The sequence below is a fragment of the Nonomuraea bangladeshensis genome, from assembly GCF_039529455.1.
In the GTDB taxonomy this organism is placed as follows: domain Bacteria; phylum Actinomycetota; class Actinomycetes; order Streptosporangiales; family Streptosporangiaceae; genus Nonomuraea; species Nonomuraea bangladeshensis.
This window is the reverse complement of the sequence record NZ_BAAAMV010000003.1, coordinates 669,602-693,121: the sequence shown is the minus strand read 5'-3', so window position 1 is coordinate 693,121 and position 23,520 is coordinate 669,602. Positions and strand designations below refer to the sequence as shown.

27 protein-coding genes are annotated in these 23,520 nt (G+C 73.1%); 11 read left to right on the top strand and 16 right to left on the bottom strand.

The features are described from left to right. Positions 1-101: 101 nt before the first annotated feature. From ABD292_RS11050 to ABD292_RS11040, 3 genes are all read right to left on the bottom strand, one after another. A complete protein-coding gene (locus ABD292_RS11050; RefSeq protein ID WP_344207006.1) occupies positions 102-515 on the bottom strand; it encodes a peptidase inhibitor family I36 protein in 414 nt (137 codons plus the stop codon). A gap of 120 nt (positions 516-635) precedes the next feature. Then, complete coding sequence (locus ABD292_RS11045; RefSeq protein WP_344207005.1) at positions 636-971, bottom strand: chorismate mutase; 336 nt, start codon at positions 969-971, stop codon at positions 636-638. A 47-nt stretch (positions 972-1,018) separates the two neighbouring features. After that, positions 1,019-1,183 carry a hypothetical protein gene (locus tag ABD292_RS11040; RefSeq protein ID WP_177240487.1) on the bottom strand — a complete coding sequence of 55 codons (165 nt, stop codon included), beginning with the start codon at positions 1,181-1,183 and terminating at the stop codon, positions 1,019-1,021. Between the two features lie 314 nt (positions 1,184-1,497). Between ABD292_RS11040 and ABD292_RS11035 the strand changes: the two genes are divergently transcribed. After that, positions 1,498-1,776, top strand: a complete 279-nt coding sequence (locus ABD292_RS11035; RefSeq protein ID WP_344207004.1) for a WGxxGxxG family protein — start codon at positions 1,498-1,500, stop codon at positions 1,774-1,776. A 158-nt stretch (positions 1,777-1,934) separates the two neighbouring features. Beyond that, positions 1,935-2,903 (top strand): DUF2382 domain-containing protein, encoded by a 969-nt coding sequence (locus ABD292_RS11030; protein ID WP_344207003.1) that lies wholly within the window; start codon positions 1,935-1,937, stop codon positions 2,901-2,903. Positions 2,904-2,970: 67 nt separating this feature from the next. Here ABD292_RS11030 and ABD292_RS11025 read toward each other — a convergent pair whose 3' ends face one another. Further along, positions 2,971-4,242 carry a glycosyltransferase gene (locus ABD292_RS11025; protein ID WP_344207002.1) on the bottom strand — a complete coding sequence of 424 codons (1,272 nt, stop codon included), beginning with the start codon at positions 4,240-4,242 and terminating at the stop codon, positions 2,971-2,973. An 11-nt stretch (positions 4,243-4,253) separates the two neighbouring features. Then, positions 4,254-6,467: a GH92 family glycosyl hydrolase gene (locus tag ABD292_RS11020; RefSeq protein ID WP_344207001.1), complete on the bottom strand. Its 2,214-nt coding sequence runs from the start codon at positions 6,465-6,467 to the stop codon at positions 4,254-4,256. A 456-nt stretch (positions 6,468-6,923) separates the two neighbouring features. On the opposite strand from ABD292_RS11020, the gene ABD292_RS11015 reads away from it, so the two are divergent. Genes ABD292_RS11015 through ABD292_RS11005 form a run of 3 tightly spaced genes read left to right on the top strand, consistent with a single transcriptional unit; the run spans position 6,924 to position 8,679 of the window. After that, positions 6,924-7,658 carry a hypothetical protein gene (locus tag ABD292_RS11015; RefSeq protein WP_344207000.1) on the top strand — a complete coding sequence of 245 codons (735 nt, stop codon included), beginning with the start codon at positions 6,924-6,926 and terminating at the stop codon, positions 7,656-7,658. Beyond that, positions 7,655-8,047, top strand: a complete 393-nt coding sequence (locus tag ABD292_RS11010; protein ID WP_344206999.1) for a phage holin family protein — start codon at positions 7,655-7,657, stop codon at positions 8,045-8,047. Before ABD292_RS11015 ends, ABD292_RS11010 begins: the two co-directional genes overlap by 4 nt. Then, entirely contained in the window at positions 8,044-8,679 is a 636-nt protein-coding gene (locus ABD292_RS11005; RefSeq protein WP_344206998.1) for a DUF3618 domain-containing protein, read from the top strand. Before ABD292_RS11010 ends, ABD292_RS11005 begins: the two co-directional genes overlap by 4 nt. A gap of 51 nt (positions 8,680-8,730) precedes the next feature. On the opposite strand, the gene ABD292_RS11000 is transcribed toward ABD292_RS11005, so the two are convergent. After that, entirely contained in the window at positions 8,731-9,177 is a 447-nt protein-coding gene (locus ABD292_RS11000) for a hypothetical protein (RefSeq protein ID WP_344206996.1), read from the bottom strand. 93 nt (positions 9,178-9,270) lie between these two features. Between ABD292_RS11000 and ABD292_RS10995 the strand changes: the two genes are divergently transcribed. Together ABD292_RS10995 and ABD292_RS10990 are read left to right on the top strand one after the other, a co-directional pair. Next, positions 9,271-9,909 carry a hypothetical protein gene (locus ABD292_RS10995; RefSeq protein ID WP_344206995.1) on the top strand — a complete coding sequence of 213 codons (639 nt, stop codon included), beginning with the start codon at positions 9,271-9,273 and terminating at the stop codon, positions 9,907-9,909. A 61-nt stretch (positions 9,910-9,970) separates the two neighbouring features. Next, positions 9,971-10,276, top strand: a complete 306-nt coding sequence (locus ABD292_RS10990; protein ID WP_344206994.1) for a 4a-hydroxytetrahydrobiopterin dehydratase — start codon at positions 9,971-9,973, stop codon at positions 10,274-10,276. A 30-nt stretch (positions 10,277-10,306) separates the two neighbouring features. On the opposite strand, the gene ABD292_RS10985 is transcribed toward ABD292_RS10990, so the two are convergent. From ABD292_RS10985 to ABD292_RS10955, 7 genes are all read right to left on the bottom strand, one after another. Continuing rightward, positions 10,307-11,110, bottom strand: coding sequence for an ABC transporter permease (locus tag ABD292_RS10985; protein WP_344206993.1), 804 nt, complete (start codon positions 11,108-11,110; stop codon positions 10,307-10,309). Continuing rightward, entirely contained in the window at positions 11,107-12,057 is a 951-nt protein-coding gene (locus tag ABD292_RS10980) for an ATP-binding cassette domain-containing protein (protein ID WP_344206992.1), read from the bottom strand. Before ABD292_RS10980 ends, ABD292_RS10985 begins: the two co-directional genes overlap by 4 nt. 14 nt (positions 12,058-12,071) lie before the next feature. Further along, positions 12,072-12,977 carry a DUF4097 family beta strand repeat-containing protein gene (locus ABD292_RS10975; RefSeq protein ID WP_344206991.1) on the bottom strand — a complete coding sequence of 302 codons (906 nt, stop codon included), beginning with the start codon at positions 12,975-12,977 and terminating at the stop codon, positions 12,072-12,074. A 32-nt stretch (positions 12,978-13,009) separates the two neighbouring features. Next, positions 13,010-13,537 carry a hypothetical protein gene (locus tag ABD292_RS10970; RefSeq protein ID WP_344206990.1) on the bottom strand — a complete coding sequence of 176 codons (528 nt, stop codon included), beginning with the start codon at positions 13,535-13,537 and terminating at the stop codon, positions 13,010-13,012. A gap of 114 nt (positions 13,538-13,651) precedes the next feature. After that, complete coding sequence (locus ABD292_RS10965) at positions 13,652-14,791, bottom strand: NAD(P)/FAD-dependent oxidoreductase (protein WP_344206989.1); 1,140 nt, start codon at positions 14,789-14,791, stop codon at positions 13,652-13,654. Positions 14,792-14,827: 36 nt separating this feature from the next. Next, positions 14,828-15,358, bottom strand: a complete 531-nt coding sequence (locus ABD292_RS10960) for a MurR/RpiR family transcriptional regulator (RefSeq protein ID WP_344206988.1) — start codon at positions 15,356-15,358, stop codon at positions 14,828-14,830. 120 nt (positions 15,359-15,478) lie between these two features. Beyond that, entirely contained in the window at positions 15,479-16,750 is a 1,272-nt protein-coding gene (locus ABD292_RS10955; protein WP_344206987.1) for a hypothetical protein, read from the bottom strand. A gap of 49 nt (positions 16,751-16,799) precedes the next feature. Here ABD292_RS10955 and ABD292_RS10950 point away from each other — a divergent pair, with 49 nt between their 5' ends. Continuing rightward, on the top strand, positions 16,800-17,387 hold the full coding sequence (locus tag ABD292_RS10950; RefSeq protein WP_344206986.1) for a TetR/AcrR family transcriptional regulator: 588 nt from the start codon (positions 16,800-16,802) through the stop codon (positions 17,385-17,387). On the opposite strand, the gene ABD292_RS10945 is transcribed toward ABD292_RS10950, so the two are convergent. After that, positions 17,320-18,495, bottom strand: coding sequence for an acyltransferase family protein (locus ABD292_RS10945; protein ID WP_344206985.1), 1,176 nt, complete (start codon positions 18,493-18,495; stop codon positions 17,320-17,322). The genes ABD292_RS10950 and ABD292_RS10945 overlap by 68 nt on opposite strands. Positions 18,496-18,585: 90 nt before the next feature. Between ABD292_RS10945 and ABD292_RS10940 the strand changes: the two genes are divergently transcribed. After that, complete coding sequence (locus ABD292_RS10940; RefSeq protein WP_344206984.1) at positions 18,586-19,398, top strand: DinB family protein; 813 nt, start codon at positions 18,586-18,588, stop codon at positions 19,396-19,398. A 2-nt stretch (positions 19,399-19,400) separates the two neighbouring features. After that, on the top strand, positions 19,401-20,081 hold the full coding sequence (locus tag ABD292_RS10935) for an alpha/beta fold hydrolase (RefSeq protein WP_344206983.1): 681 nt from the start codon (positions 19,401-19,403) through the stop codon (positions 20,079-20,081). A 79-nt stretch (positions 20,082-20,160) separates the two neighbouring features. Here ABD292_RS10935 and ABD292_RS10930 read toward each other — a convergent pair whose 3' ends face one another. After that, a complete protein-coding gene (locus ABD292_RS10930) occupies positions 20,161-21,021 on the bottom strand; it encodes a LysR family transcriptional regulator (protein ID WP_344206982.1) in 861 nt (286 codons plus the stop codon). Positions 21,022-21,115: 94 nt separating this feature from the next. Between ABD292_RS10930 and ABD292_RS10925 the strand changes: the two genes are divergently transcribed. Continuing rightward, the gene (locus tag ABD292_RS10925) at positions 21,116-22,009 is read left to right on the top strand and encodes a DMT family transporter (RefSeq protein ID WP_344206981.1); all 894 of its coding nucleotides are present in this window, start codon (positions 21,116-21,118) and stop codon (positions 22,007-22,009) included. On the opposite strand, the gene ABD292_RS10920 is transcribed toward ABD292_RS10925, so the two are convergent. After that, a complete protein-coding gene (locus tag ABD292_RS10920) occupies positions 21,993-23,510 on the bottom strand; it encodes a CotH kinase family protein (RefSeq protein WP_344206980.1) in 1,518 nt (505 codons plus the stop codon). The genes ABD292_RS10925 and ABD292_RS10920 overlap by 17 nt on opposite strands. Positions 23,511-23,520 lie beyond the last annotated feature (10 nt).

Here is a 23,520-nt window from a genome sequence, read left to right as displayed (position 1 = left end):
CGTGCTTGCCGTACGCCGTACCGTACACCATACGGATCGGTGACGCAAAAGGGCGGCGCCCGGCAGTGCCGGACGCCGCCTGAGAGCGCGGAGCGGTGAGGTCAGAGGTGCGACTTGACGCGGAACTCGTCCGAGATCCCGCAGGAGGGGCCGTTCGGGCCGCCGATGCGGACCCCGTTGAAGAAGTCGCGGTAGGTGCTGTAGAAGTTGCCCTTCCCGCGTGGCCCGGTCGCCGCGGTGCAGCCGCCCCAGTTGGCCTCGGAGTAGAGGTGGATGACGGAGTCGGTGCGGTTCCAGTCGGACTTGGCGCGGTCGGCCATGCCGTAGACCGCCAGGTCGGGGACGTTGGTGTTCAGCTCGACGATGTCGCCCGTGCCGTCGAGGCCGCTGAACAGGCAGTAATAGCCCTCATGGCAACGGTCGTAGCCGGTGGCGGCCTGCGCCGGGGCGGACATGAGGGGCAGCGCGAGCGCCACGATCGGCAGAGTCAGCAGCGGGTGTAACTTCTTGCCCATTTCACCTCTTCGGATGAAAGTTTCTTTCGCCGGTGGGCCGAACATACCTCGCCGATCTTCGTCAAGAAAGTCTTGACTCGAGCGGGGTTCCGTGCCCACCGGCCACCGCCTGGGCGTTCGTCAGTTCCGCGCGCGGCTCTCCGACATGCTGCTGGCGATCAGCTCGTGGTGGCGTACGACCTCGGCGATGATGAAGTTCAGAAACCGCTCGGCGAAGACCGGATCGAGCTTCGACTCCTCGGCCAGGCCGCGCAGCCGGCGGATCTGCCGCGCCTCGCGTTCGGGATCCGCCGGCGGCAGCCGGTGCTCCGCCTTGAGCCGGCCGACCTCCTGCGTGCACTTGAACCGCTCCGCCAGCAGGTGCACAAGGGCGGCGTCGAGGTTGTCGATGCTGGAGCGGAGCCGCTGGAGCTCCTTGAGGACGGCCTCCTCCGGGAGGGGCTGGGAGTTTTCCATGCGGGACAGCCTGCCATCAATCCGGCAGGCTACTCACATCGGGCACCTCACCCCAGGTCGGTCACCCCGCACACTTCGCACCGGTAGAGCGTGCCCCTGCCGTCCTCACCGAACTCGTTCCACCAGTGGGCGTTGCCGGCCAGGTTGGACGGGTCACCAGAGCAGAACATGCGGGATCCGGCAGGATCGGCGGGAGTTGCGGTCGAAGGCATGATCGTCTCCAGGCAGAAGGGGTCGGAGCCGGGGGGCTCAGTCGGATGTGTTGACTTCGTGCTACTGCCCGAAGGAAGAGATCTGAAACCTTACGTGCTGGGAAGAGACGCAGGTCACTCCGGCGAGTAAGCCGGTCGGAGCCCTCTCGCCGGGTCCCTCCGCCCGAGAGTAGAAGGCGTTTGGGACAGATTCATGACGGTATGGGACCTGATGAGCAGGGGGAGACAGAGATCGCCCCGCTTGGGGCCTTCCTTCAAGGGAGGCAGAACAGGCGGTCTCGGCAATCGCGGGGCCGCCAGATCGGGGGAACCCAATGCGCAAGACACTCACCGGACTGGGACTGGCGTTCTTCCTGACGCTCGCCCCGGCCGCCGCGGCCACGGCCGAGACGCCGGTCGCGCCCGTGGCGCACAGTCAGGTCACTCCTGCGCCGCAGGACAACAACAGGCAGAGCAACGACGGCGGCGGCAATGCCGGTCTGTGGGGCCTGCTGGGCCTGCTCGGACTTCTGGGCTTCGCCGGCATGCGACGCCGTGAACACCACGACGTCGGCACCGCCGAGCACGTCGGCAATCGCAACATGCGCCGGTAGCACGCCGACGTTCTCGCCCCGGGGCCCGCCGTACGCGACGGGCCCCTCTCCATGCGACCGGTCCAACCTTGACTGTGCCATATGTCCGAATTGCGGTGTTTTGTGAGGATTGCGGGTACGTCCCTCCTGAATCACACGAGCAAACGGGGGAAATCGTCGTGGCACTGCAAACAGAGATCCGGCACCTGTTCGACTGCCACCTCGTGGGGTCGGACGGGCAGTCCATCGGCCAGGTAGGCCAGGTGTACCTCAACGACCGCACCGGCGACCCGGAGTGGGTCACCGTACGGACGGGGATGTTCGGCATGAAGGAGACCTTCGTGCCCCTCGCCGGCTGCCACCGCAGCGGGGACGAGATCCGCGTCCCCTTCGACAAGGAGAAGATCAAGGACGCACCCAACATCGACGTGGACGGCCATCTGACCATCGAGGAGGAGGCGCGGCTCTACCGGCACTACGGCCTCCAGCCGCCGGCCGTCCCGCAGCAGCGCAGCACCTCGCCCACCGGCGAGGCCCGCCCCGGACCCGTCCCCGGCCCGGCCACACCCACCGCCGGGCCCACCGCCACGCCCACCATGCCGACCAAGCCCACCGCCGGCACGACGGGCGCCCGCGAGGACATGGGCGACATGGAGCGCGTACGCCGCGAACACGAGACGACCGGGACCGGGACCAGCGGCATGGAAGCGAAGACGGAGATGGGCCGCACGGGGGACACGGCCGACTCCGACATCGACATGACCATGTCCGAGGAGCGTCTCCGCATCGGCAAGGAGACCGTGGAGAGCGGCCGGGTGCGGCTCCGCAAGTACGTCGAGACCGAGAACGTGCAGGAGACCGTACCGCTCAGCCACGAGGAGGTGGTGATCGAGCGCGAGCCGATCCGCGAGGGCGAGGCGGTCACGGGCTCGTACGACATCGGCGAGGACGAGCAGACCATGACCCTGCACGAGGAGCGCGCGGTCATCGGCAAGGAGACCCGGCCCGTGGAGCACATCCACGCGCACAAGCAGTCCGTCGAGCAGGAGAAGACGGTGGGCGGACAGGTCCGCAAGGAGCACGTGGAGATCGACGAGGACGACACGACCCACGGCACCAAGCCGGGCGACCGCCGGCCGCCGCTGTAGGCGCTCACCCGCCCGCCGACGGCAAGCGGGCCTCGCACGGACGCGAGGCCCGCCCGTCGCAGGAGCGTCAGGCGACCTCGATCGCCGGCGTCGGCGGGAAGAGGTCGTCGAACACCGCCGCCCGGTCGAAGCGCAGCGCGCGGGCGCGGGCCCGCATCTCCATGTCGTGCCGCTCGGCGGCCGACAGGTCCAGCACCACCCGGTCGAGGGCCGCCACCAGACTCGGGACGTCGCCGGGCCGGACGATGACGGCGGTGTCGCCGACCGCCTCCGGCGCGCCGCCCGTCGTGGTGGTGATGATCGGCCCGCCGCCGGCCAGCATCTTCTCGGCCAGGGCGATGCCGAAGGTCTCCACGAAGTCGGGCTCGGGCTTGGTGGGCAGCGCGTAGGCCGCGCACCCGTTCATGAGCAGCGCCTTCTCCCGGTCGTCCACGTCGTCGAGGAAGACCACCCGCTCGTCCGCCGCGGCCAGCGCCCTGACCTCGGCCAGCGCCGGGCCCGTGCCCGCGACGACCAGCTTCACCCGCGAGCGGCAGCGGGTCCGCGCGAAGGCCGTCACCAGCTCGTAGATGCCCTTGGCGCGGGTCACCCGCGAGAGGAACAGCACGTAACCGTCGCGGTCCAGCCCGCGGCGGGCGAGCGCGGCGTCCACCTCCGCCCGGTCGAGGCCGAGGAAGGCCGTGGAGTCGATCGGCGGGTAGCTGACGGTCACCCGCCGCCGGCACTGCTCGGCGAAGTCGGTGCCGCATTGCGCGTCCACCTGCTCGGCCGAGGCGATGATCTCGTCCCTGGTGTAGTCGGAGACCGCGACGACCTCGTCGTTGGCCAGGAACGTGGTGAACAGCACGGTCGCCGCGCCGAACCGGCCCTCGCGCAGGCACGAGCGGATCACGTTGGTGACATCGGAGCCGACCGCCTTGGCGACCGTGTGGACGTCGGGCGCGTAACCGGCCGCGCGGGCCGCCGCGACCGCGTCCACGACGACCGAGGTGTGCGGCGCGAGGTACATCGACAGGCAGACGGTCGGCACCGGCTCGGCCAGCAGCTCGACCAGCCGCCCGGTGAGCCCGGCCTGATGGCGCCCGTCCGGCACCCGGTAGTCGCCGACCGGTCCCGGCCGCTCCACGGTGATGCCGGGACTGTACGGCAGCAGCCGGTCCAGCGGCTTGAGCGGCAGCCCTGCCGCCTGCAGCGCGGGGATCGGCCACGTCAGCAACCGTACGTCGGTGAACCCGCGGGTCAGCGCCACCTCGGCGAGATTGCGTGCTTCGCCCGAGTGACCGCAGATGACCGGGTCGGCCCTGACCACGATGACGAGACGGCGATGTGGGGGGAGCATCGCGCTACCTCCTATGTCGCGGGTGGATCGGAAAGAGACGGGGGCCGGAGCTCCCGGCCCCACGCCGACGGCTCCGGTCCGAGCCGGAGGTGGAGGACGCCGCCGCGGTGCACGGTGACGGCGTCCAGGTGCGTCGCGTGCAGAGGCTTGCCGTCGAGCGTCGCCGACTGCACGTACTGCGGGGGCGGGTGGCCCTCCGGGCCGTCCACGCCGATCGGGGTCTCGCGGTGGCCGCTGGTCTCGACGACGAACTCGCCGTCGCCGGTGCGGAGCACGGCACGTTCGAAGGCGGGCGCGTTGACCAGGAACAGGCTCTGCCCGGCGACCGGGAACAGGCCCAGCGACGCCCACACGTACCAGGAGCTCAGGCCGCCCGAGTCGTCGTTGCCCGGCAGGCCGCCGGGCCCGGTGCCGAACTGCCAGGTGAGCGCCGCGTGCACCACCTCGGCGGTGCGGTCGGGGCGGCCCGCGTAGTGGTAGGCCCAGGGCGCCTCCATGTCGGGCTCGTTGTTCAGGCCCTCGAACCGGTTGAGCGCGTATCCCGCCGCCATCTCCGCGGGGTCCGGGCGCCGGCCTGGCTGCCGCACCGGCCGCGCCCCGTAGCCGAAGAAGCGGTCGAGCTTGTCGATGAACTCCTTGTCGCCGCCGGCCAGGTCGATCCTGGCGGCCATGTCGTGCAGCAGGCGGAAGGAGTAGTTCCACTTGCCGCCCTCGTAGAACTCCGAGTCGCGCAGCAGGCCCGTGCCGGGGTCGAAGGCGTTGGTCCACTGGCTGCCGCACCGCTCCAGGTCGTCGGCCAGCCGGCGGTCGTTGAGCGCGCGGGCGACCTTGGCGGTGCAGTGGTGGGCGTAGGCCAGGTCGAGGGTGTGGGTGATGGGGTGCACCACGCCGTGCTCGAAGAAGTCCTCGCCGTACATGCGGCGCAGGTCGCCGACCATGTGCACGAGCGCCCAGTTCCAGTCGAGCGCGGTGCGGCCGAGCGCGTGGGCGTCGGCCAGCGCCGTGTGGACGAGCGCGCTCGCCTGGCGGAAGAACCGGTCGGCGCCGCGGGCCATGCGGTAGCCGATCGGGAAGTTGCCCTCCTCCTCGCAGACCCGGATCAGCGACTCCAGCAGGTCGTTCGCCCGCTCGGGGACGATGGCGGACAGCAGCGGGAGCTGGGTCTTGTAGATGTCCCACATGGTGCACACGTCGAACGCGAACGGCCCGGGGGTCGGCCAGAACGGGCTCTCGTCGTCGCCGAAGCACGGCTTGATCAGCGCGTGGTAGAGCGCGGTGCCGAAGACCGTACGGCGGGCGGGCGTGCCGCCCTCGACCTGGACGCGGCCGAGATGGTCGCCCCAGCGGGCGCGGGTGCGCAGGCGCACGGTGTCGAAGGCGGAGCTCGACTGGCCGCACTCGCGTTCGAGGTTGGCGCGGGCCTGCTCGCAGCCGCGCAGCGAGAACCCGAGCCGCACCTCGACCGTCTGCCCCGCCCGCGCCGGGCCCATGAAGAGCATGCCGAACGGGCGCAGCGTGGTCTGCCGGATGCTGTCGAAGTCGAGGCGGGTGCCGCCGTGGATGAGGCGGCGGTCGTACCAGAGCATCTGCCGCCAGCCGGGGCTGTCCACCTCCAGGTAGACCGACAGCGGGACGCCCTCCATCACCACCGTGCCCTGCGCCCGGCCGAGCCCCATGCTCTCGGCCTGCGCCCGGACCGGCACCGTACGGCCGAGGTCGATGCCGAGGCCGCCGCAGGACAGGTCGATCACCACGCGGGCGCTGGAGTGCTCGGGGAAGGTGTAGCGGTGCACGGCGACCTTGGTGCCCACGGTCAGCTCGCAGCGGATGCCCGTGTCGAGGGTGGCGGCGTAGTAGCCCGCCTCGGCCACCTCGTCGTGCAGCGGCCAGGACTCGTTGAGGTCGTCGAGCGGCTGCACCATCGGGGTGACCCGGACGTAGTTGTAGTACTTGCGGATCGCGCCGGTGCCGGACTGCTGGAAGTGGGTGAATCCGGACGCCTGCAGCCGCTCGAACATCTCCTCGGGCACGCCCTCGGTGTTCTTGGCGTAGCGGCCGTAGCCCGTGGGGTAGGCGCCCGAGTAGGCGCAGGCGGAAACCATGCCGAGCGGCGAGGTCGCACCCGGGTGCGTGTTGCCGACCTGCGGCTTCGGCCACCACCAAGTGGCGGCGAGACCGCGTGCGGGAGGCAGGTCGGTGGCCGCTGTGCCGATGAAGGGGTCCATGTTCGTGAGGATGGCGGCAATGTACCCGTTCGCTGTTCGCTTAAGGTTTCGCCAAGGTGAAATCCTTATAGTTTGATCTTCAGCGCACGGCACAGGGGGATCAAACTGATGGGGCAGGACAGGCCGGAGTCATCCCTGGGCAGCCGCTACACGCTGCTCGACGAGATCGGCGCCGGGGGCATGGGCACCGTATGGCGCGCGAGCGCGACACCGGCGACGTCGAATCCCCCACCCCCGAGCCCCTGCCCCCGCTCCTCGCCCCTTCGAGCGGCCCCAGCGCCTCCGGCGTCCCGGGCCCTCCCGGCCTGCCCCACTCCCCCGGCTCCTCTGGAGCGATGGGCGAGCCCCTGGGTGCTCTGGTAAGGAGCCCGCTTTGCCCTGCGTTGGGGCTGTTTTGGTTTGTTGTTGACACTCTGGGTAGCCGCAAGCGACATCAGTCGCACGAGGAGGCATCCCATGAGCGAGTATCCGACGGGGACCGGGCGACCGGCCTCTCCGCAGGAAGGAACGCTCCAACAGGGCAAGGACGCCGCCCGCGAGGTGGCAGGCACCGCCGTGGAACGCACGGCGCAGGTCGCGGACGAGGCCAGGCACCAGGCCCGCCGCGCCGTGAACGAGCTGCGCAACCGGGTGCGCGAGCAGTCCGATCACCAGAGCCAGCGCGCCGCCCAGAGCCTGCGGCAGTGGTCCGAGGACCTGTCGTCCCTGCAGGAGCACGCCAAGCCCGACTCCCCGGTCACCGGCGTCGTACGCCAGATCGCCGGCCAGGGCCACCGCGCCGCCGACTACCTGGACCGCAACGGCCTGACCGGGATGGTCAACGACGTGCAGAGCTTCGCCCGCCGCCGCCCCGGCGCGTTCCTCGCGGGGGCGCTGGCCGCGGGCTTCCTGGTGGGCCGGATCATGAAGGCCGCGAACGAGAGCCCGGAGACGACGTCCGGTCCCGGGCAGCGGTCCCCGCTGTCCTCCGCCGACACCGTGCCGAGCGGCCCCGCCCCGGTCGCCCCGCCCGCGCCCGTCGCCCCGCCCGCGCCGGTCGGCGACGCGTTCTCCGCCCGCGAGGAGACCATGCCCGTGGTCCCGCCCGCGTACGAGGAGCCGGGACCGGCGGTGCCCGGCCCGGAAGAGCCGCGGCAGGTTCCGCCGCGCTCCACTCCCCCCACCTACGGCACCGGGAGTGACCTGCCATGACCGTGCAACCGGAGGAACCGACGATCGGCCAGTTGGTCGGCGAGATCGGCGAGGACATCTCCAAACTGTTCCGCCAGGAGGTGGCGCTGGCCAAGGCGGAGATCCGCGAGGAGGCCACCAAGGCGGGCAAGGCCGCCGGGCTGCTCGGCGGCGCCGGGTTCGCCGCCTCCATGACGGCGCTGCTGCTGACCCTGGCCGTCATGTTCGGCCTGGGCAACGTCATGGACCTGGGCTGGGCGGCGTTCATCGTCGCGGTGATCTGGGCGATCGCCGGCGGCGTGATGTACACGACCGGACGCAACCGGATGCGTGAGGTCGAACCCAAGCCCGAGCAGACCATCGAGACGCTCAAGGAGGACGTGCAGTGGGCACGCGACCTGAGGAAATGAGAAGCGAGATCGCGGCCACGCGCGCCGAGCTGGCCGCCGACGTCGACCGGCTGGCCGACCGGACGAGCCCGTCCCGCATCGCGCGGCGGCGGACCGAGGGCGTACGGCGGGCCGCGCGCACGTTCCGCGAGCGGGTCATGGGCACGCCGGCCCACGCCGCCGACCGGGTACGCGAGAGCGCGCACCAGGGCGCGGGCAGCGTGGCCCACGGCGCGCACCAGGCCGCGCAGACGGTCAGGGAGGGCTCGCAGCAGGCGGCCGACACCGTACGGCACGGCGCCCATCAGGCCGCCGAGGCGGTACGGGCCGCGCCGGAGCAGGCGATGCGCGGCACGCAGGGCAACCCGCTGGCCGCCGGGCTGATCGCGTTCGGCGCGGGGCTGCTGGCCGCCGCGCTCATCCCGCGTACGCAGGCCGAGGAGCAGGCCGTCGGCCAGCTCCGCGAGCAGGTCGGCGACGTGCTGGAGCCGGTCAGGGAGGCCGGGATGGAGAGCGTGCGGCAGCTCGGCCAGGAGGCCAAGGAGGTGGCCGGCCAGGCCGCGCAGCAGGTGCGGGAGACCGCCGCCGAGGCGGCCGGCGACACCGCGCAGCACGCCCGCGAGCAGGCCCGCCAGGTCACCGACCACCGCTGAGGCGGCTGATCGAACAGAGACGGCCCCGTGGTCATGGGGCCGTCTCTGTGCCTATTCGCACCGATAGCCGCGGTCGTCCCAGCAGGAGTCGGCCGCAGCCGCGACGACCCACAGGCCCTCTCGTCCGGTCTCTTCGAACGCGATCCCGACGAGCCGTTCGTCCACGTGGTGGACGAGTTGGAATCCGCAGCGTGGAGTGCTGCAGGTCTGCGAGGCCGGCGACCACCCCGCCTTGACGAACGCCTGCCACAACTGATCGCGTCGGAGTTCCGGGTCGACCAGGACGGACAGTGAGGCGCCGTTGTCGGCGGAGTCGCATCCGTTCCACTCGTCGACGCTCACGCGCTTGCCCGACGGCAGAACAGCGCTGACCGCCTTCAGATAGAGGGCGTTCTCCCGGTTCGCCCGGTCAATGCACACCTGGCCGCCGCCGTGCATGGCCCCGTGGCCGGGGGCGCAGCCGATCAGACTGCCTCCCAGGAGCATCAAGGCGCTCATCAAGCGGGGTAATCCCATACGTCGATTAGATCATCCAAGCGGCTGCAAGCCGCGGGCAATCGGGACGCAAGACGCCGGCCGTAAGGTCGGGCCGTGTACAGACGACTGGTTCTCGGCGGCGCCGCGCTCGCGGTGGCCGCGACGACGACGCTCACCACCGCCGGCCCCGCCTCCGCCGCCCCTGCCACCGCCGCCGCCGCGCCCGCCGGAGTGGCGAACAAGCTGTTCCGCGCCTGGCTGGCCGCCGACCGCGCGGCCGCCGCGAAGGTGGCCACCCCGGCCGCGGTCGCCACGATCTTCGGCTACCCCTACCGCGCGCCCGACCGCTTCGCCGGCTGCTCCGGCGCGGTGTGCCGGTTCACGCACACGAGCGTGCGCGTGCCCGGCGGGCTGGACGGCATCGCGATGGTGGTGACCGGCTCCAAGGTCACGAAGGTCTACCAGTCGCGGCACGTCACCAAGCCGTCCACGGCGGCGACGCGGCTCTTCGCCGCCTGGCGGCGCGGCGACCGCTACAGCGCCCTTGAGATCGCCTCCACGGGCGCGGTGAAGACGCTGTTCAAGGTCAAGTACGACCCGCACGGCGTCGCCTACCACTTCCAGGGGTGCACGGCCGAGCCCAAGGGGTCCGCGTGCGCCTACTCGTACGAGGGCGGCGCGATGCTGATGCACGTGCGCGGCACCCGGGCCAGCGGCTACGAGGTGAGCTCGATCAGCTACCTCGCCGACTGATCGAGGTGTGAACGCCCCGGCCCGTGGTAGGCGAGAAGCGGATCTCGACACGGGAGGCGACATGGCCAAGGGGCTCTTGACCGACGAGGACATCGACACCGCGCTCGCGGCGCTGGAGGGCTGGCGCCGCGAAGGCGACGCCCTGCTCAAGGACGTGCCGGTGACGCCGGACAGCCACGGCTGGCTGACCGAGGCGGTGATGAACGAGGCCGCCGTGCTCGACCACCATCCGGAGATCGAGCACACCTCCGACGGCATCCGGTTCCGGCTGTCCACCCACAGCGCGGGCGGGGTGACGGCCCGGGACGTCGAGTTGGCCGCCCGCATCGACCACGTCCTCGACGGCGCGGCCCCCGACCGCGGCTGAGCGAGGGGGCCGCGCCGCCCGGCGGGCGGGTCAGCGGCTGATCGCCCGCTGGTAGAGCCGCGTGGCGAGCGGCACGAACACCGCCAGCAGCACCACCGACCAGAGCAGCGAGGCCGCCACCGCGTTCCGCAGCGGCCAGACGTCGGGCACGGGCATGGCCGCGCTGGTGTTGCCGAACAGCTCGCGCGTGCCCTGGATCAGCGTGGAGACCGGGTTCCACTCGGCGATCGGCTTGAGCGGCCCCGGCAGGCGGGCGCTGTCGACGAAGGCGTTGGACAGGAAGACGATCGGGAACGAGACGATGGTGGCCACGTTGTTGAACGTCTCGGGCGTGCGCAGCGCCAGCGCGACCGTCGCGGTCACCCACGAGAAGGCGTACGAGAACAGCAGCAGCATGAGGAAGCCGAGCGCGGCCTCCCCCGGCGAGCTGTGGATCCGCCAGCCGACCAGCAGCCCGACCAGCGCCATCGTGATGACGCTGGCCAGGTTCATGATCACGTCGCTGACGGTCTGGCCGACCAGCACCGCCGAGGGCGACATCGGCAGCGTGCGGAACCGGTCGAAGATGCCCTTCTGCAGGTCCTGGGTCAGCGTGTAGCCGGTGATCTGGGAGCTCATGACGATCGTCATGACGAAGATGCCGGGGAGCAGGTATTCGCCGTAGGACATGCCGGGCAGGCTGATCATGCTGCCGAAGACGTAGGCGAACAGCAGCACGAACACGATGGGCAGCGTGATCACGCCGCCCAGCAGGTCGGGGGCGCGCCGGATCTTCAGCGCGTCCCGCCTGGCGATCGTGAGGCCGTCGGCGGCGGCGAGCCGGAGGGCGTTCATCGTACGGTCTCCTCGATCTTGCCGGTGAGGGTCAGGAACACGTCGTCCAGGGTCGGGCGGCGCAGGCCCGCGTCGCGGACGGCGATCCGTTCGGCGGCCAGCCGGGCGAGCGCCTCGGTCAGCGCCGCCGCGCCGCCGGTGACCGGGACGGTCATCCGGAGGGCGGCGGCGTCGACCTGGATGTCCTCGACGGCCAGCGGCGCCAGCGCCCGCGCGGCGGCCTCCAGGTCGGCCGTGCCGGTCACCGACAGCTCGACGCGGTCGCCGCCGATCTGGTCCTTCAGCTCGTCGGCGGTGCCGCGGGCGATCACCCGGCCCCGGTCGACGACCGCGATCCGGTCGGCGAGCCGGTCGGCCTCCTCCATGTACTGGGTGGTGAGCAGCACCGTCGCGCCCTCCGCGACGAGCTCGGCGATGACGTCCCACAGTCCCGCGCGGGCCCGGGGGTCGAGGCCGGTCGTGGGCTCGTCGAGGAACAGCACGGGCGGGCCGGCCACCAGCGCCCCGGCCAGGTCGAGCCGCCGCCGCATGCCGCCCGACCAGCCCCGCACCGGGCGGTCGGCGGCGTCGGTCAGGTCGAAGCGCTCCAGCAGCTCGCGGGCGCGCTCCCTGCTGCGCCGCGCGCCCAGGTGGTAGAGGCGGCCGACCATCTCCAGGTTCTCGGCGCCGGTGAGGTGGTCGTCCACGGCGGCGTACTGGCCGGAGGCGCCGATGCGGGCGCGCAGCCGGGCGGCGTCGCGTACGACGTCGAGCCCGGCCACCGTGGCGTGCCCGGCGTCCGGTCTCAATAAGGTCGTCAGGACCCGCACGGTCGTGGTCTTGCCCGCGCCGTTGGGCCCGAGCAGCCCGAACACCGTCCCCTCGGGCACGGCCAGGTCCAGGCCGTCGAGGGCGGTCACGTCGCCGTATCTCTTGACCAGGCCCGTGGCCGTGATCGCGTCGGTCATGGAAGCTCTCCTCCTCAGGAACGCTGGATGACGATGTCGCCGTAGGCGGTGTGGGCGCGCACCTCGACGACGTCGCCGGCCGAGCCGGGGCCGTCCGCGGAGTCCAGGCGGACGTCCACGAGGCCGTACTTGGAGCTGACGTCGAGCCAGGCGGCGCTGCCCTCGCGGATGCCGAGGTCGAGCCCGCCGCCGGTGGTCTCCATGACGACCGCGCCGGAGACCACCTCGCCGATGTTCACGCCGCCGTGCGCGGTCCTGGCGGTGACGCCGGCCAGCGCGCGGTCCACGGTCACCTCGCCGTAGGCGGTGTTCAGGCGCAGCTCGCCGGTCACCTCGCCGATGCGTACGTCGCCGTGGGCGCTCTTGACGACCGCCGTGCCGTCGATCCGGCCGAGGCGGATGTAGCCGTTGGTCGTGGTGACCTCGGCGTGCCCGGTGGCGTGGTCGACCGAGATGTCGCCGTGGGTGGACTGGAGCCGCAGGCGGCCGGCCCGCTCGACGCGGATGTCGCCGTAGGAAGTGGCGAAGGTCACCTGGCCGAGCGGCCCGCGGCAGTGCAGGCCCGCCGCCGCCTTGGCGTCCACGCGGGAGCCCGCGGGCAGGTGGATCGCCACCTGCACCGCGCCCTGCCCGCGCAGCAGCGAACGCGCCCAGTCCGCCGGCGACTCGATGAGCCTGCCGAGCGACAGCCCCCAGCCGGGCGCCGAGCTGGGCGCGGCCGGGTCGGCGCGGACGAGGAGCCGGCCGCCGGCGTGGTCGATCTGGACGTCCCGCGCGGCCTGGACGTCGGTGTCGTCGGTCTCGTCGGCCGGACGGACCTCGACGACCGTGTCCGCGCGCTCGCTCGCGCTGATCCGGACGACCGCGGTCGGCACGTCGACGAGAACGTGGATGGGGTCGGGGGTGTCGAAGGTCGGCATCACGGCTCCTCCGTGGTGGGTCGGGGTGGACATCAGCGCACCCAGCCGCTGAAGCGCCTGCCGGACTGCGGCTGCGGCGGGCGGCCAGGCCGGCGGCCAGGCTCGCCGGCGTCGAGCGCGCCGGCCACGGCCCGGACCAGCCAGGCGTTGACCGACAGCCCTTCGCGACCGGCGGCCTCCTCGATGCGCGGCTTGAGGTGCTCGGGCACCCGGAGCGAGATCCGGGAGGTGCCGCCCTCGTCGGCTTCGGGCGGCGCCGGCGTCACGGGCGGGCGGGCGGGAACGCCGTCCTCCTCGTACGGTTCGCCGCCGCTGCCGGGCGGTGGCGTCACGACGAAGTCGGGGTCGCGCCCGCGCAGGCGCACCTCGACCGCGCCGGGCGCGAGGTCGCGGGTGATCTCGTCCGCGGCGGCGGACAACGCTTCGAGCAGCGCGAGCCTGGCGGCCGGTTCGAGCGCGGCGGAGAGGCGTTCGGCCAGCGCGCGCGTCTCCTCACCGCCCGCCCCTGCGGCGCCGGCCAGCTCGCGGCGAAGTCGATCGACATACGGAGCCAGATCCATGACGTCACTATGACACCATGATGGCGTCACCACAACCCGTCCTGGTGGCACAAGGTGACGTCATTCGTCATGAAGGCATGCTTCAGCTGCTTTCCTGCCTCCGGTGGGTCAGGGTTACTGCTCGCCTGCGCGGCGGGCCGGAACGGGCGGCGGACCGGCGGTGCCGTCCGTGAAGCGGCCGGGGCGGAAGGGGGCGAGCAGCGCCGACTCCGCGCCGTACAGCTCGCCGGCGACCTCCCGCCCGAGCAGCGGGGCGAGGGTGACGCCACTGTGGGTGGCCACGGTGTACACGCGCCCCGCCGGGTCGGCGAAGCCCGCCACCGTCAGCCCGTCGCCAGGAAGAGCGCGCTGCCCCACGACCGCCCGCTCGGCCGTGACCCCCTCGGTGGCGTGCAGCGCGGCCGGCAGCCTGGCCAGCATCGTGTCCCGGACGTCGGCCGGCACCGGCGCGGCCGGATCGGCCCGGTCGTCCAGCCCCAGGGCCTGGAGCAGGAGCCGCCCGGCTCCGTCGGGGCGCATGTTGAGCCCGGAGGTGGTGACCATCCGGGACAGGCGGGCCGGCACCGGGGCCGTGGTGACCAGGAAGCCGTTGGTGAGGCGGCCGGAAGTGGCCGGGTCCAGCATGGGCACGTACGCGCCGGCCAGCGCCGCCACTCCCTGCGTCCAGCGCCCGGCGCAGGTCACCACGGCGTCGCCGTCGAACGAGCGGCCGCCGGTCACGGTCACCTTCACCCCGGACGCCGACGCCTCGATCGCCGTGACCTCGGCGCCGTACTCGACCGCCGCCCCGCCGTCGCGGGCCTCGCCCAGCAGCCGTCCGATCAGCCGCATCGGGTGGACGTGCGCCTCGCCGGGGAAGAACGCGTACTCGGCGCCGGGGGGCCGGACCAGGTCGGGCTCCAGGTCGCCGGCCCGCGCCGCGGTCACCCGTTCCACCGGGTAGCCGAGGGACGCCAGTCGCGCCACCCGCGCCTCCAGCAGCTCCTTGTGCTCGTCGGTCGTCGCGCGTTCGAGGTGGCCGGTGGGGAAGAGCCACGGGCCCGGCAGCTCGTGGTGCGCCAGGACCCCGGCGTGGTTGAGGCGGAAGTACTCCTCAAGCCGCTTGTTGTTGGCGTTGACCCAGGCCATGGAGGTGGCGGAGGTGCCCGATCCCGGGGTGCGCGCCTCCAGGACGGTGACCCGCGCGCCGCGCCGGGTCAGCCCCGCAGCGACCGCCGATCCCACGACCCCCGCGCCGATGACGACGACTCGCACGCCGGCCCCTCCTCCCGTACGTGCCGGGCTCTCTCGTCAGGATGGCACGTACCGGTGCGGTTGCCCATCCCCGGCGGCTCCGGGGGCGGTGAGCTCGGCCAGGACGGCGTGCACGTCCGCGACCATCGCGGCGCGGGAGGGGCCGTCGCGGAAGCCCTCGACGGGCGTGACGATCAGGTGGTGGGCCTCCTCGGCGAGCGGCGAGGAGCGCAGGTCGGTCAGGACGCAGACGGTGGCGCCGCGCTCCCTGCCCAGCCGGGTCAGGCCGCGCAGCCCGCGGGCCGGGCGCCAGAGGTGGAGCACGACCAGGCAGTCGCCCGCCTGCAGCTGGGACACCTGGACGGCCTGGGCGGTGGTCGAGCCGAGGGCGAGCCGGACGTCGTGCCCCAGGGTGAGCCCGCGGCGGCCGAGGACGCGCGCCGGCCCGGAGCCGCCGCCGCAGCCGATGACGACGGTACGCCGGGCCGCCCCGATGGCCTGGGCGGTCGCCCGGATGGCGCCACGACGGCGGGGGTCGGCGGGGTCCGTCAGCGCGGCGGGTTCGGCCGGTCCCGTCTCGATCGACACTGTGCCTTCTTCTCCGTATTGCAGCATTGCGGTAAGACACGCCGGGATCACCCAGCGTTGGGGGAATTCTGCCAGTTCGCACCCCGCCGCACGCCAGAGATCGCCAAGACGGGCCGGGAGTCAGGCCGAGCAGGCGGGCGGCGTCGTGCGCGAGGATTCATGTCCTCCTTCATCGCGTGGGCGCCCGCCGAGGGGAATGCGGTCGTCCCGGATGCGGTCCCATCCCTCCGGGCTGAGCGCGTACGCGGTGACGCTGCCCGTCGCGAAGCGCCGCCAGGCGCGCGGGCGGGCGAGCACCAGCCCGGACACGGCGGCCAGCAGCAGCGCGGCCCGCGCGTCGGGGCCGGGCGTCAGCTCCTCCGCGCTGCCCGCGTAGCCGCCGCGGCGCAGCAGCGCGGCGGCGAGCTCGCCGAGCACGGCCCGCCGCCGCCCGGTGTGCTCGGCCGCGCCCAGCACCGCGAGCAGCAGCTGATGGGTGGCCACCCCTGCCCTGCCCGCCGGCTGCGGGGACGGGGTCCGGCCGCGGGCGAGCTCCAGCAGCGGCGTCACCAGGTCGACCCCGGACAGCAGCGCGTTGACCGGCTCGACCAGCCGTGGGTTCACGTCGATGACGACGGGGCCGTCGGCGGTCAGGATGACGTCGGCCGACAGGGCGCCGTGCCAGCGGAGGCCGCCGCCGAGCCGCCGTAGCTGCGCTTCCGCCTCGGGCAGGCGCAGGCCGAGCTTGCGGCTCGCGCCGCCGCGCGAGCCCTCGCCGGTGCGGCGGCAGGCGTGGAAGGCGACCAGCTCCCCTGCGGCGAAGACCGCCTGCGTCATCACCAGCGGCCCGCGCGCCTCCTGCTGGATCAGCCGGCGCTCCCCTTCCGGCCAGGTCAGGTCCGCGAGGCTCGCGGGCCCGGCCAGGCGGATCACCCCGCTGGAGGCCGTGCCGACCGGCCGCTTGAGATAGGCGGGGTACGCCTCCCACGCGGCGGCCCGCGCCGGGCCGGACACCACGGCCGACGGCGGCTGCGGCACCCCCGCCGCCTCCAGCGTGGCGTACGCCGTCACCTTGTCCTGCACGGCGGCGAGCGCCGGGAACGGCGGCGCCGCCGTGGCCACGCCCCGCGCGCGCAGGCGCCCGGCCGCCGCGGACAGCACGCTCACCTGCTCCTGCGTGGGCAGCAGCACGTCGAAGCCGCCCTCGTCGTAGATCGTGAGGGCGGACTCCAGCCAGGCGAACGGGTCGTCGCCGAAGGCGGGCACCCGGTGCACGCGCCGGACGTGCCGGGTGAAGGCGCACACGCACAGGGGGTCGGGCGACAGCGCCTCCACCCGGTGGCCGGCGCGCGACAGCACGGTGGCGCACTGCCGCGAGGTCAGCCCCGACCCGTCCGACAACAGGATCCGCATGACGCCTCCCGTTTGCGTATGGCGTAAGCGTACGTCATACACTTATGGAATGGGACGTCCCGCGCAGATCAGTCGCTCCGCCGTCGTGGCCGCCGCGATGGCGGTCGCCGACGAGCACGGCCTCGCCGGGCTCACCATGCCGGCCGTCGCCGCCCGTCTCGGCGTCACGACCATGGCGCTCTACCGGCACGTGGCGAGCAAGGACGACCTGCTCGACGCGCTCGTGGAGGCGCTGCTCCCCCCGCTGCCCCCGGAGCAGGCGTCCTGGCGGGAGCGGCTGGGCGCGATGGCCGCCGCGATCCGCGACATCGCGGCCCGCCATCCGGCGGTCTTCCCGCTGCTGCTCCAGCGCCCGGCGGCGACCGAGCGGTCCCGCGAGATCCGCGACGGCGTCGTGGCGGCGCTGCGGCAGGCCGGGCTCGCGCCCGACCGGGCCGCCCGCGCCGAGCGGCTGATCAGCACCGCCGTCCTCGGCTACGCCGCCGGCGAGGCCGCCGGCCGCTTCGACCACCACGACCGGCACGTACGCGACGAGGACTTCGCCTGCCTGCTCGCCGCCATCGACACCCTCATCGAAGGCGGCGGGCCAGCCTCCGGCCCAGCCGCTGGCCGGGCAGTTCCAGGAAGCGGTGGCTGAGCCAGCTCAGCGGCAGCAGCAGGGCGAGCACGAGCGCGCCGACGCCGAGCTGCGCGCCCGCCGGGGCCCACCGCATCTCCCCTAGCACGGCCATGAGGACCAGCAGCAGCGGCAGGTGCACCAGGTAGAGCGAGTAGCTGACGACGCCGAGCCCGGTCAGCGCGGCGGGCAGCCGCCGGCCGCGCAGCGCCATGGCCGCGCCGAAGGTGGCGGCGGCCAGCACGACGGTCAGGATCCACACAGGCGGACGCACCCACCACCAGCCGGCGCTGAGCGCCCACACGGGCGTCGCGGCCACCAGCGCCGCCGCGACGCCGACCGGCCACAGCCGGCCCTGGCCGCGTTCCCATCGGTGGATGGCGGTGCCGGCGAACATCACCGCCACGATCGCCGCCCCGAACCACGGCACCCGGCTGCTGAAAAGCAGCAGCGCCAGCGCCATGACCCCCAGCGCCACGCTCGCGCCGCGCACCGCCCGCCCGGCCAGCACGCAGGCCAGCCCGGCGGCGAACACGGCCAGCGACACCCACGACAGCCACGCCCCCGACAGCGGCGGCGCGGCCCACACCAGGCCGGTCACCGCCGCCACCACGGCCGGCAGCACCGGCAGCACGCCCCGCCCGTCGCGTACGCCGAGCACGAACAGCGCCGCCGCGAGCAGGTAGAACACCATCTCGTACGAGAGCGTCCACATGGTGTTGAGCACCCCGGCCGACCCGACGGCGTCGAGCAGCATCGTCGCGTGCGCGGCCACCGCCGAGCCGTCGCGCGGCACCTCGGCGCGGACCGCGACCCACGGCGAGAGCGCCAGCGTCAGCACGATCGCCGCCAGGTAGAGCGGGTAGAGCCGGAAGACGCGGCCGATCCAGAACACCCGCACGTCGCCGTGCCGCTCCAGCGAGTGCGGGATGATGTAGCCGCTGACCAGGAAGAACACCAGCACGCCGTAGATGCCGAGATTGATCGCGGTGGGCCGCAGCCAGGGGATGGCCCACGTCGTCAGGTGCTCCCCCACCACCGCCAGGGCGCCGAGGCCGCGCAGCGCGTCCAGCCAGTCGAGCCGGGTCGTCTCCGTGCGGGCGGCGGTGGAAGCGGGGGCGGCGACCATGAACTCCAACGTATCGGAACATCCTGGCAGCCCGCCCTCGATGCGGAACCGGAAGCACAACGTCCGGAATGGGGCCTAGGGTCGGGGCTCATGGACGAGTTTCGCGAGCGGGACCTCTCCGCGGCGCGCTTCGAGCGCGTGAACCTCCAGGACGCCACCTTCCACCGGGTGGACCTGGTCGACGCCCGGATGCACAGGATCGATCTCACCGGGGCCGACCTCCGCGGCGTGCTGTTCCGGCGGACCCGCCTGCGCGGCGTCGAGCTGATCGACGTCGAGATCGCCGGCGAGCTGAGCAACGTCGTCGTGAACGGCGTCGACATCGCCCCGCTGGTCGAGGCCGAGCTCGACCGGCGCATGCCGGACCGGGCGAAGATGCGCCCCGAGGACCCCGCCGGCTTCCGCGAGGCGTGGGCGATCCTGGAGCGGCTGTGGGAGGGCACGCTCGCGCGGGCCCGTACGTTCCCGGAGGCCGCGCTGCACCGCGGCGTCGATGACGAGTGGTCGTTCATCCAGACCCTGCGGCACCTGAACTTCGCCTCCGCCGCCTGGGCGGGCCGGATGGTCCTCGGCGACCCCTCGCCCTGGCATCCGCTCGACCTGCCCTGGGACGAGGCGCCCCGGTGGGACGACATCCCGTGGGAGCGCGACCTGCGCCCCTCGCTCGACGAGGTGCTCGCCGTCCGCCGCGAGCGGCAGGCCATGGTGCGCGGCGTCCTGGACGCGCTCACCGACGAGCGGCTGGCCGCCGAGGTGACCCGCACCGAGCCCGGCTGGCCGCGACTCGAACGTTTCCCCGTCAAGGAATGCCTCCACATCATCCTCCGCGAGGAGTGGGAGCACCGGCTCTACGCCGAACGCGATCTGAACGCCCTGAAGAACGCACTGGAGAAGGAAGACTGACCGTGGACATCTTGCTCATCGGCGGCCTCTGGCTCGACGCCTCCGCCTGGGACGACGTCGTGCCCGAGCTGGCCGCGCTCGGCCACCGCCCGGTGCCGGTCGCCCTGCCCGGCCAGGGCGACGGCTCGGCCTCGGCCACACTCGGCGACCAGGTGGCGGCCGTGCTCGCCGCCCTGGACGCGGCCTCCGGCGAGGTCATGGTGGTGGGACACTCGGCCGCGTGCAGCCTGGCGTGGCTGGCCGCCGACGCGCGGCCCGCGCGGATCGCCAAGGTGGCCCTGGTCGGCGGCTTCCCGGCCGCCGACGGGGCCGCGTACGCGGACTTCTTCGAGGTGACGGACGGCGTCATGCCCTTCCCCGGGTGGGGGCCGTTCGAGGGGGCCGACTCTGCCGATCTCGACGAGGACGCCAGGCGGGCCTTCGCCGCCGCCGCGATCCCCGTGCCCGAGGGGGTCGCCAGGGGCGTCGTCCGGCTGACCGACGAGCGCCGTCACGACGTGCCCGTGGTCGTCGTGTGCCCCGAGTTCAGGCCGGCCGAGGCGAAGGCGTGGATCGACGCCGGGGACGTGCCCGAGCTGGCGCGGGCCAGGAACGTCACGTTCGCCGACCTCGACTCCGGGCACTGGCCCATGCTGACCCGGCCGCGCGAGCTCGCCCGCCTGCTCGCCGCGGAGGCCGGCTGAGCGTCAAGCGGGCGGCCGAGCGTCAAGCAGGCGGCTGAGCGTCAAGCAGGCGGCTGAGCGTCAAGCAGGCGGCTGAGCGTCAAACGGGCGGGTGAGCGGCGGCGACGAGGGCCTCGGCGGCGGGGTGCCAGGGACGGCCGGGCGGGCCGCTGAGCACGAGCCTCCTGGTGACCCGCTGGTCGAGCGGCACCAGGACGAGCCGCGCGTCCAGCATCGCCGCGGTGAGACCGGGCACCAGGGTCACCCCGACGCCGCTGCGGACCATGGCGAGCAGTGTGCCCAGCTCCCTGATCCGGTGCGCGGGCGCGAACGGCGTACGCCCCTGACGGAAGACCTCCCTGACGTGCGACTCGCAGCCGCCACGGGACAGCAGGAAGGGGTCGTCCTCCAGGTCCGCGACGCTGATCGACGCCTCCCCCGCGAGCGGGTGGTCGCGGCGGAGCAGGGCGTGGAAGGCGTCCACGCCGACGACCACCCCGCTGCCCGGCGGCGGGTCGACGAGCACGGCGAGCTCGACGGCGGAGCCCGCGAGCCAGCCGGCGACCTCGTCGTCCTCGCCCTCGAACACGGTGATCTCGACCTCGGGGAAGTCGGCCTTCCACCGGTTGAGCAGCCCGGGAAGCAGCCCCTGGCACACGGACGGCGGGGCGCCCAGCCTGATGGCCCCGCGCGGCACGCCGTCGCGCAGGGCCACGAGGTCGTCGATGGCGACGGCCGCCGCGACCGCGGCCCGCGCGTGCCCGAGGATCCGCTCACCGAACGCCGTGGGCCGCGGCGGGCCCTGGCGGAGCAGCACCGGGGCCTTGAGCGCGCGTTCCAGCGCGGTGACGGCGTGCGAGACGGCCGACTGGCTCACCCCGAGGGCGTCGGCCGCGGCGCTGAAGCCGCCTTCGTCGAGCACCGCCACGAAGGCCCGCAGCTGGGCCAGGTGCACCGTCATGAGCTTCCTTCATAGGGTCGGCGGGCCGGCTTGTTGGACTCATGCTCCCCTCCTGAGCAGGATGCCGTCCATCGCTGTGGAAAAGGGGGACGCAATGCGGTGGATGCCGGCGTTCGTGACGTTGTCCGCCATCTGGGGGGCGAGCTTCGCGTTGATCAAGATCGCGGTCGAGGCGGGGGTCGGGCCGCTGTGGGTGGCGTTCTGGCGCTGCTTCTTCGGCGCGCTCGCCCTGCTCGCGGTGTGCGCGCTGCGACGGGAGCCGCTGCCGCGCGACCGGGCCGTCTGGGGGCACGCGCTGGTCGTGGCCGCGCTGCTCAACGCGGTGCCGTTCGCCCTCCTCGCGTACGGCGAGACGCTGGTCAGCTCGGTGCTCGCCGGGGTGTGGAACGCGACGACGCCGCTGACCACGCTGGTGTTCGTCCTGCTCATGGTGCCGCAGGAGCGGCCGACCGCCCGCCGCCTGCTCGGGCTGCTCGTCGGCTTCGCCGGGGCGCTCGTGGTGCTCGCCGGCGGGCCTGGCGCGGGCGGCGGCCCGGCGATCGGGAGCCTCGCCTGCCTGGCGGCCACGGCCTGCTACGGGGCCGGGTTCGCCTACACCCGCAGGTTCTACTCGGGGCGCGAGGGCTCCGCCGCCGCGCTGTCGGCCGTGCAGATCGTCTGCGCGACCGCCGAGCTGGCCGTCGTCACCCCGTTCGCCGGCGGCGGGCCGTCCTGGCCCGGCCTGCCCGCCGCGGCGGCGCTCGTGCTGCTCGGCGCGGTCGGCACCGGGCTGGCGTACATACTCAACCTGCGGGTGATCCGCTCGGCGGGGTCCACGATCGCCTCCACCGTGACGTACGTGACGCCCGTGTGGTCGACGTTGCTCGGCACGCTGCTGCTGGCCGAGCCGCTGGGCTGGAACACCGTCGCGGGCGGCGTCCTCGTGGTCGCCGGGGTCCTCCTCTCGCGTACGGGCGGCGCGGCGGCGCGGCTCACGACGGCCCGGTGATCGCCTGGTCGGCGCCGAGCGTCTTCTTCCTGGTCTCCAGGAACGTACGCAACGTCGCCGCCTCCTCCTTGACCTTGGCGCTGTCGGCCCCTTCGTTGAGGTCGTAGGCCGCGACCAGCTTGTCCAGCAGCCCGGAGGCGGCGTCGCCGGCCAGCAGCTTGGCGTACAGGGCGCGGTACTGCTCCTCGTAGAGCTTCTTGAAGCCGGCGTCGGCCAGGAACTTCTCCTTCAGCGGGTGCCCGCCCATGCGTCCCATGCCGATCGTGTCGTGCACGCCGCTCGTGGCGTCACCGTTGAAGGCGAGGTTGAGGTCCCAGGTGACGACCGTGAACTTCTTGGCGGCGAGGTCGTACCACAGGTAGTAGTTGCGGCCGGGGCCGGCCATGTCGTCGAAGTTGACCATGAGGTTCTGCAGGGCCACGTAGCGGGCGAACGACTCCACGTCCAGACGCTCGGCCAGGCCCGCCGCGAACTCCTCGGCGGAGGAGTCGTTCACCCACTTCACGAAGTCGATGACCGGCTGCAGGTCCCTGCCGCCGACCTTGTTGACCTGCTTGAAGTCGGTGCCGTACGCGGTCTGGTCCTCGCCCTTGTAGGTGAAGGAGCCGGAGGCCAGCGACTTGTACAGGACGCCGTCGCCCAGGCCCTCGGCGTAGCCCTCGTCCAGGTACTCGACCAGCAGGCGAGGCGTCGAGGCGCGGCCGTTGACGGTGAACGAGCCGTAGGCGGAGCGCTGGGTGGGCTCGCCGGCCGCGCCGACGACCGCGATGCCCAGGGCCTCGTTCAGCATCGCCGACGAGCCCGACAGGGCCGGGCGCACGGCGAGCTGGCTGTGGCCCTGGTAGCGGCGGCCTTCCACGAACTCGTCGAAGCTGATCAGCCACGGCAGGCTCTCCGGCTCCTCGGCCTTGAGCGAGGCCCGCATCATGCCGCCACCGCCGGGCGGCCGCCCGTTGCCCCGCTGCTGCCCGTTCCCGTTGCCCGGCGGCTGGAAGCCCTCGGGAGGCTGGAAGCCTTCGGGAGGCTGGAAACCTTCGGGGGGCTGGAAGCCGTCCGGCGGGCCGTCGCCGGCCTGGCGGGGCCCGCCGCCGCCCGGCATGACCCGCCGCTTGCTCTGCCCCTTCCAGGTCAGCCCCTGCAACGTGGAGTTGCCCTTGAGCCGGACGCCGACGCTGGGGATCCGGGTGCCGTCGATGACCAGGTCGGCCTCGACGTACTTCTTCTCCCCGTCCTTGAAGTAGGCGGTCAGCATGTCCTCGTACGCCTCGTCCGTGAACGTGATCCGCACGTCGTGCGGCACCGAGGCGTCGAACAGGTCCTTGGCGCCGGTCAGGTTCGTGGTGACGGCGCCGGCCTCGGCGGTCCGGGCGGTGGTGACGTACGGGCGGATCGTCCCGCTGCCGAACACGCCCCAGCACACGGCCAGGAACGCCGCGCACAGCGCGACCAGTTTCCAGTTCTGCCGCAGCCTGACCGGGACGCGGTGCTTGAGCTGTGCCATGGCCCCGGCC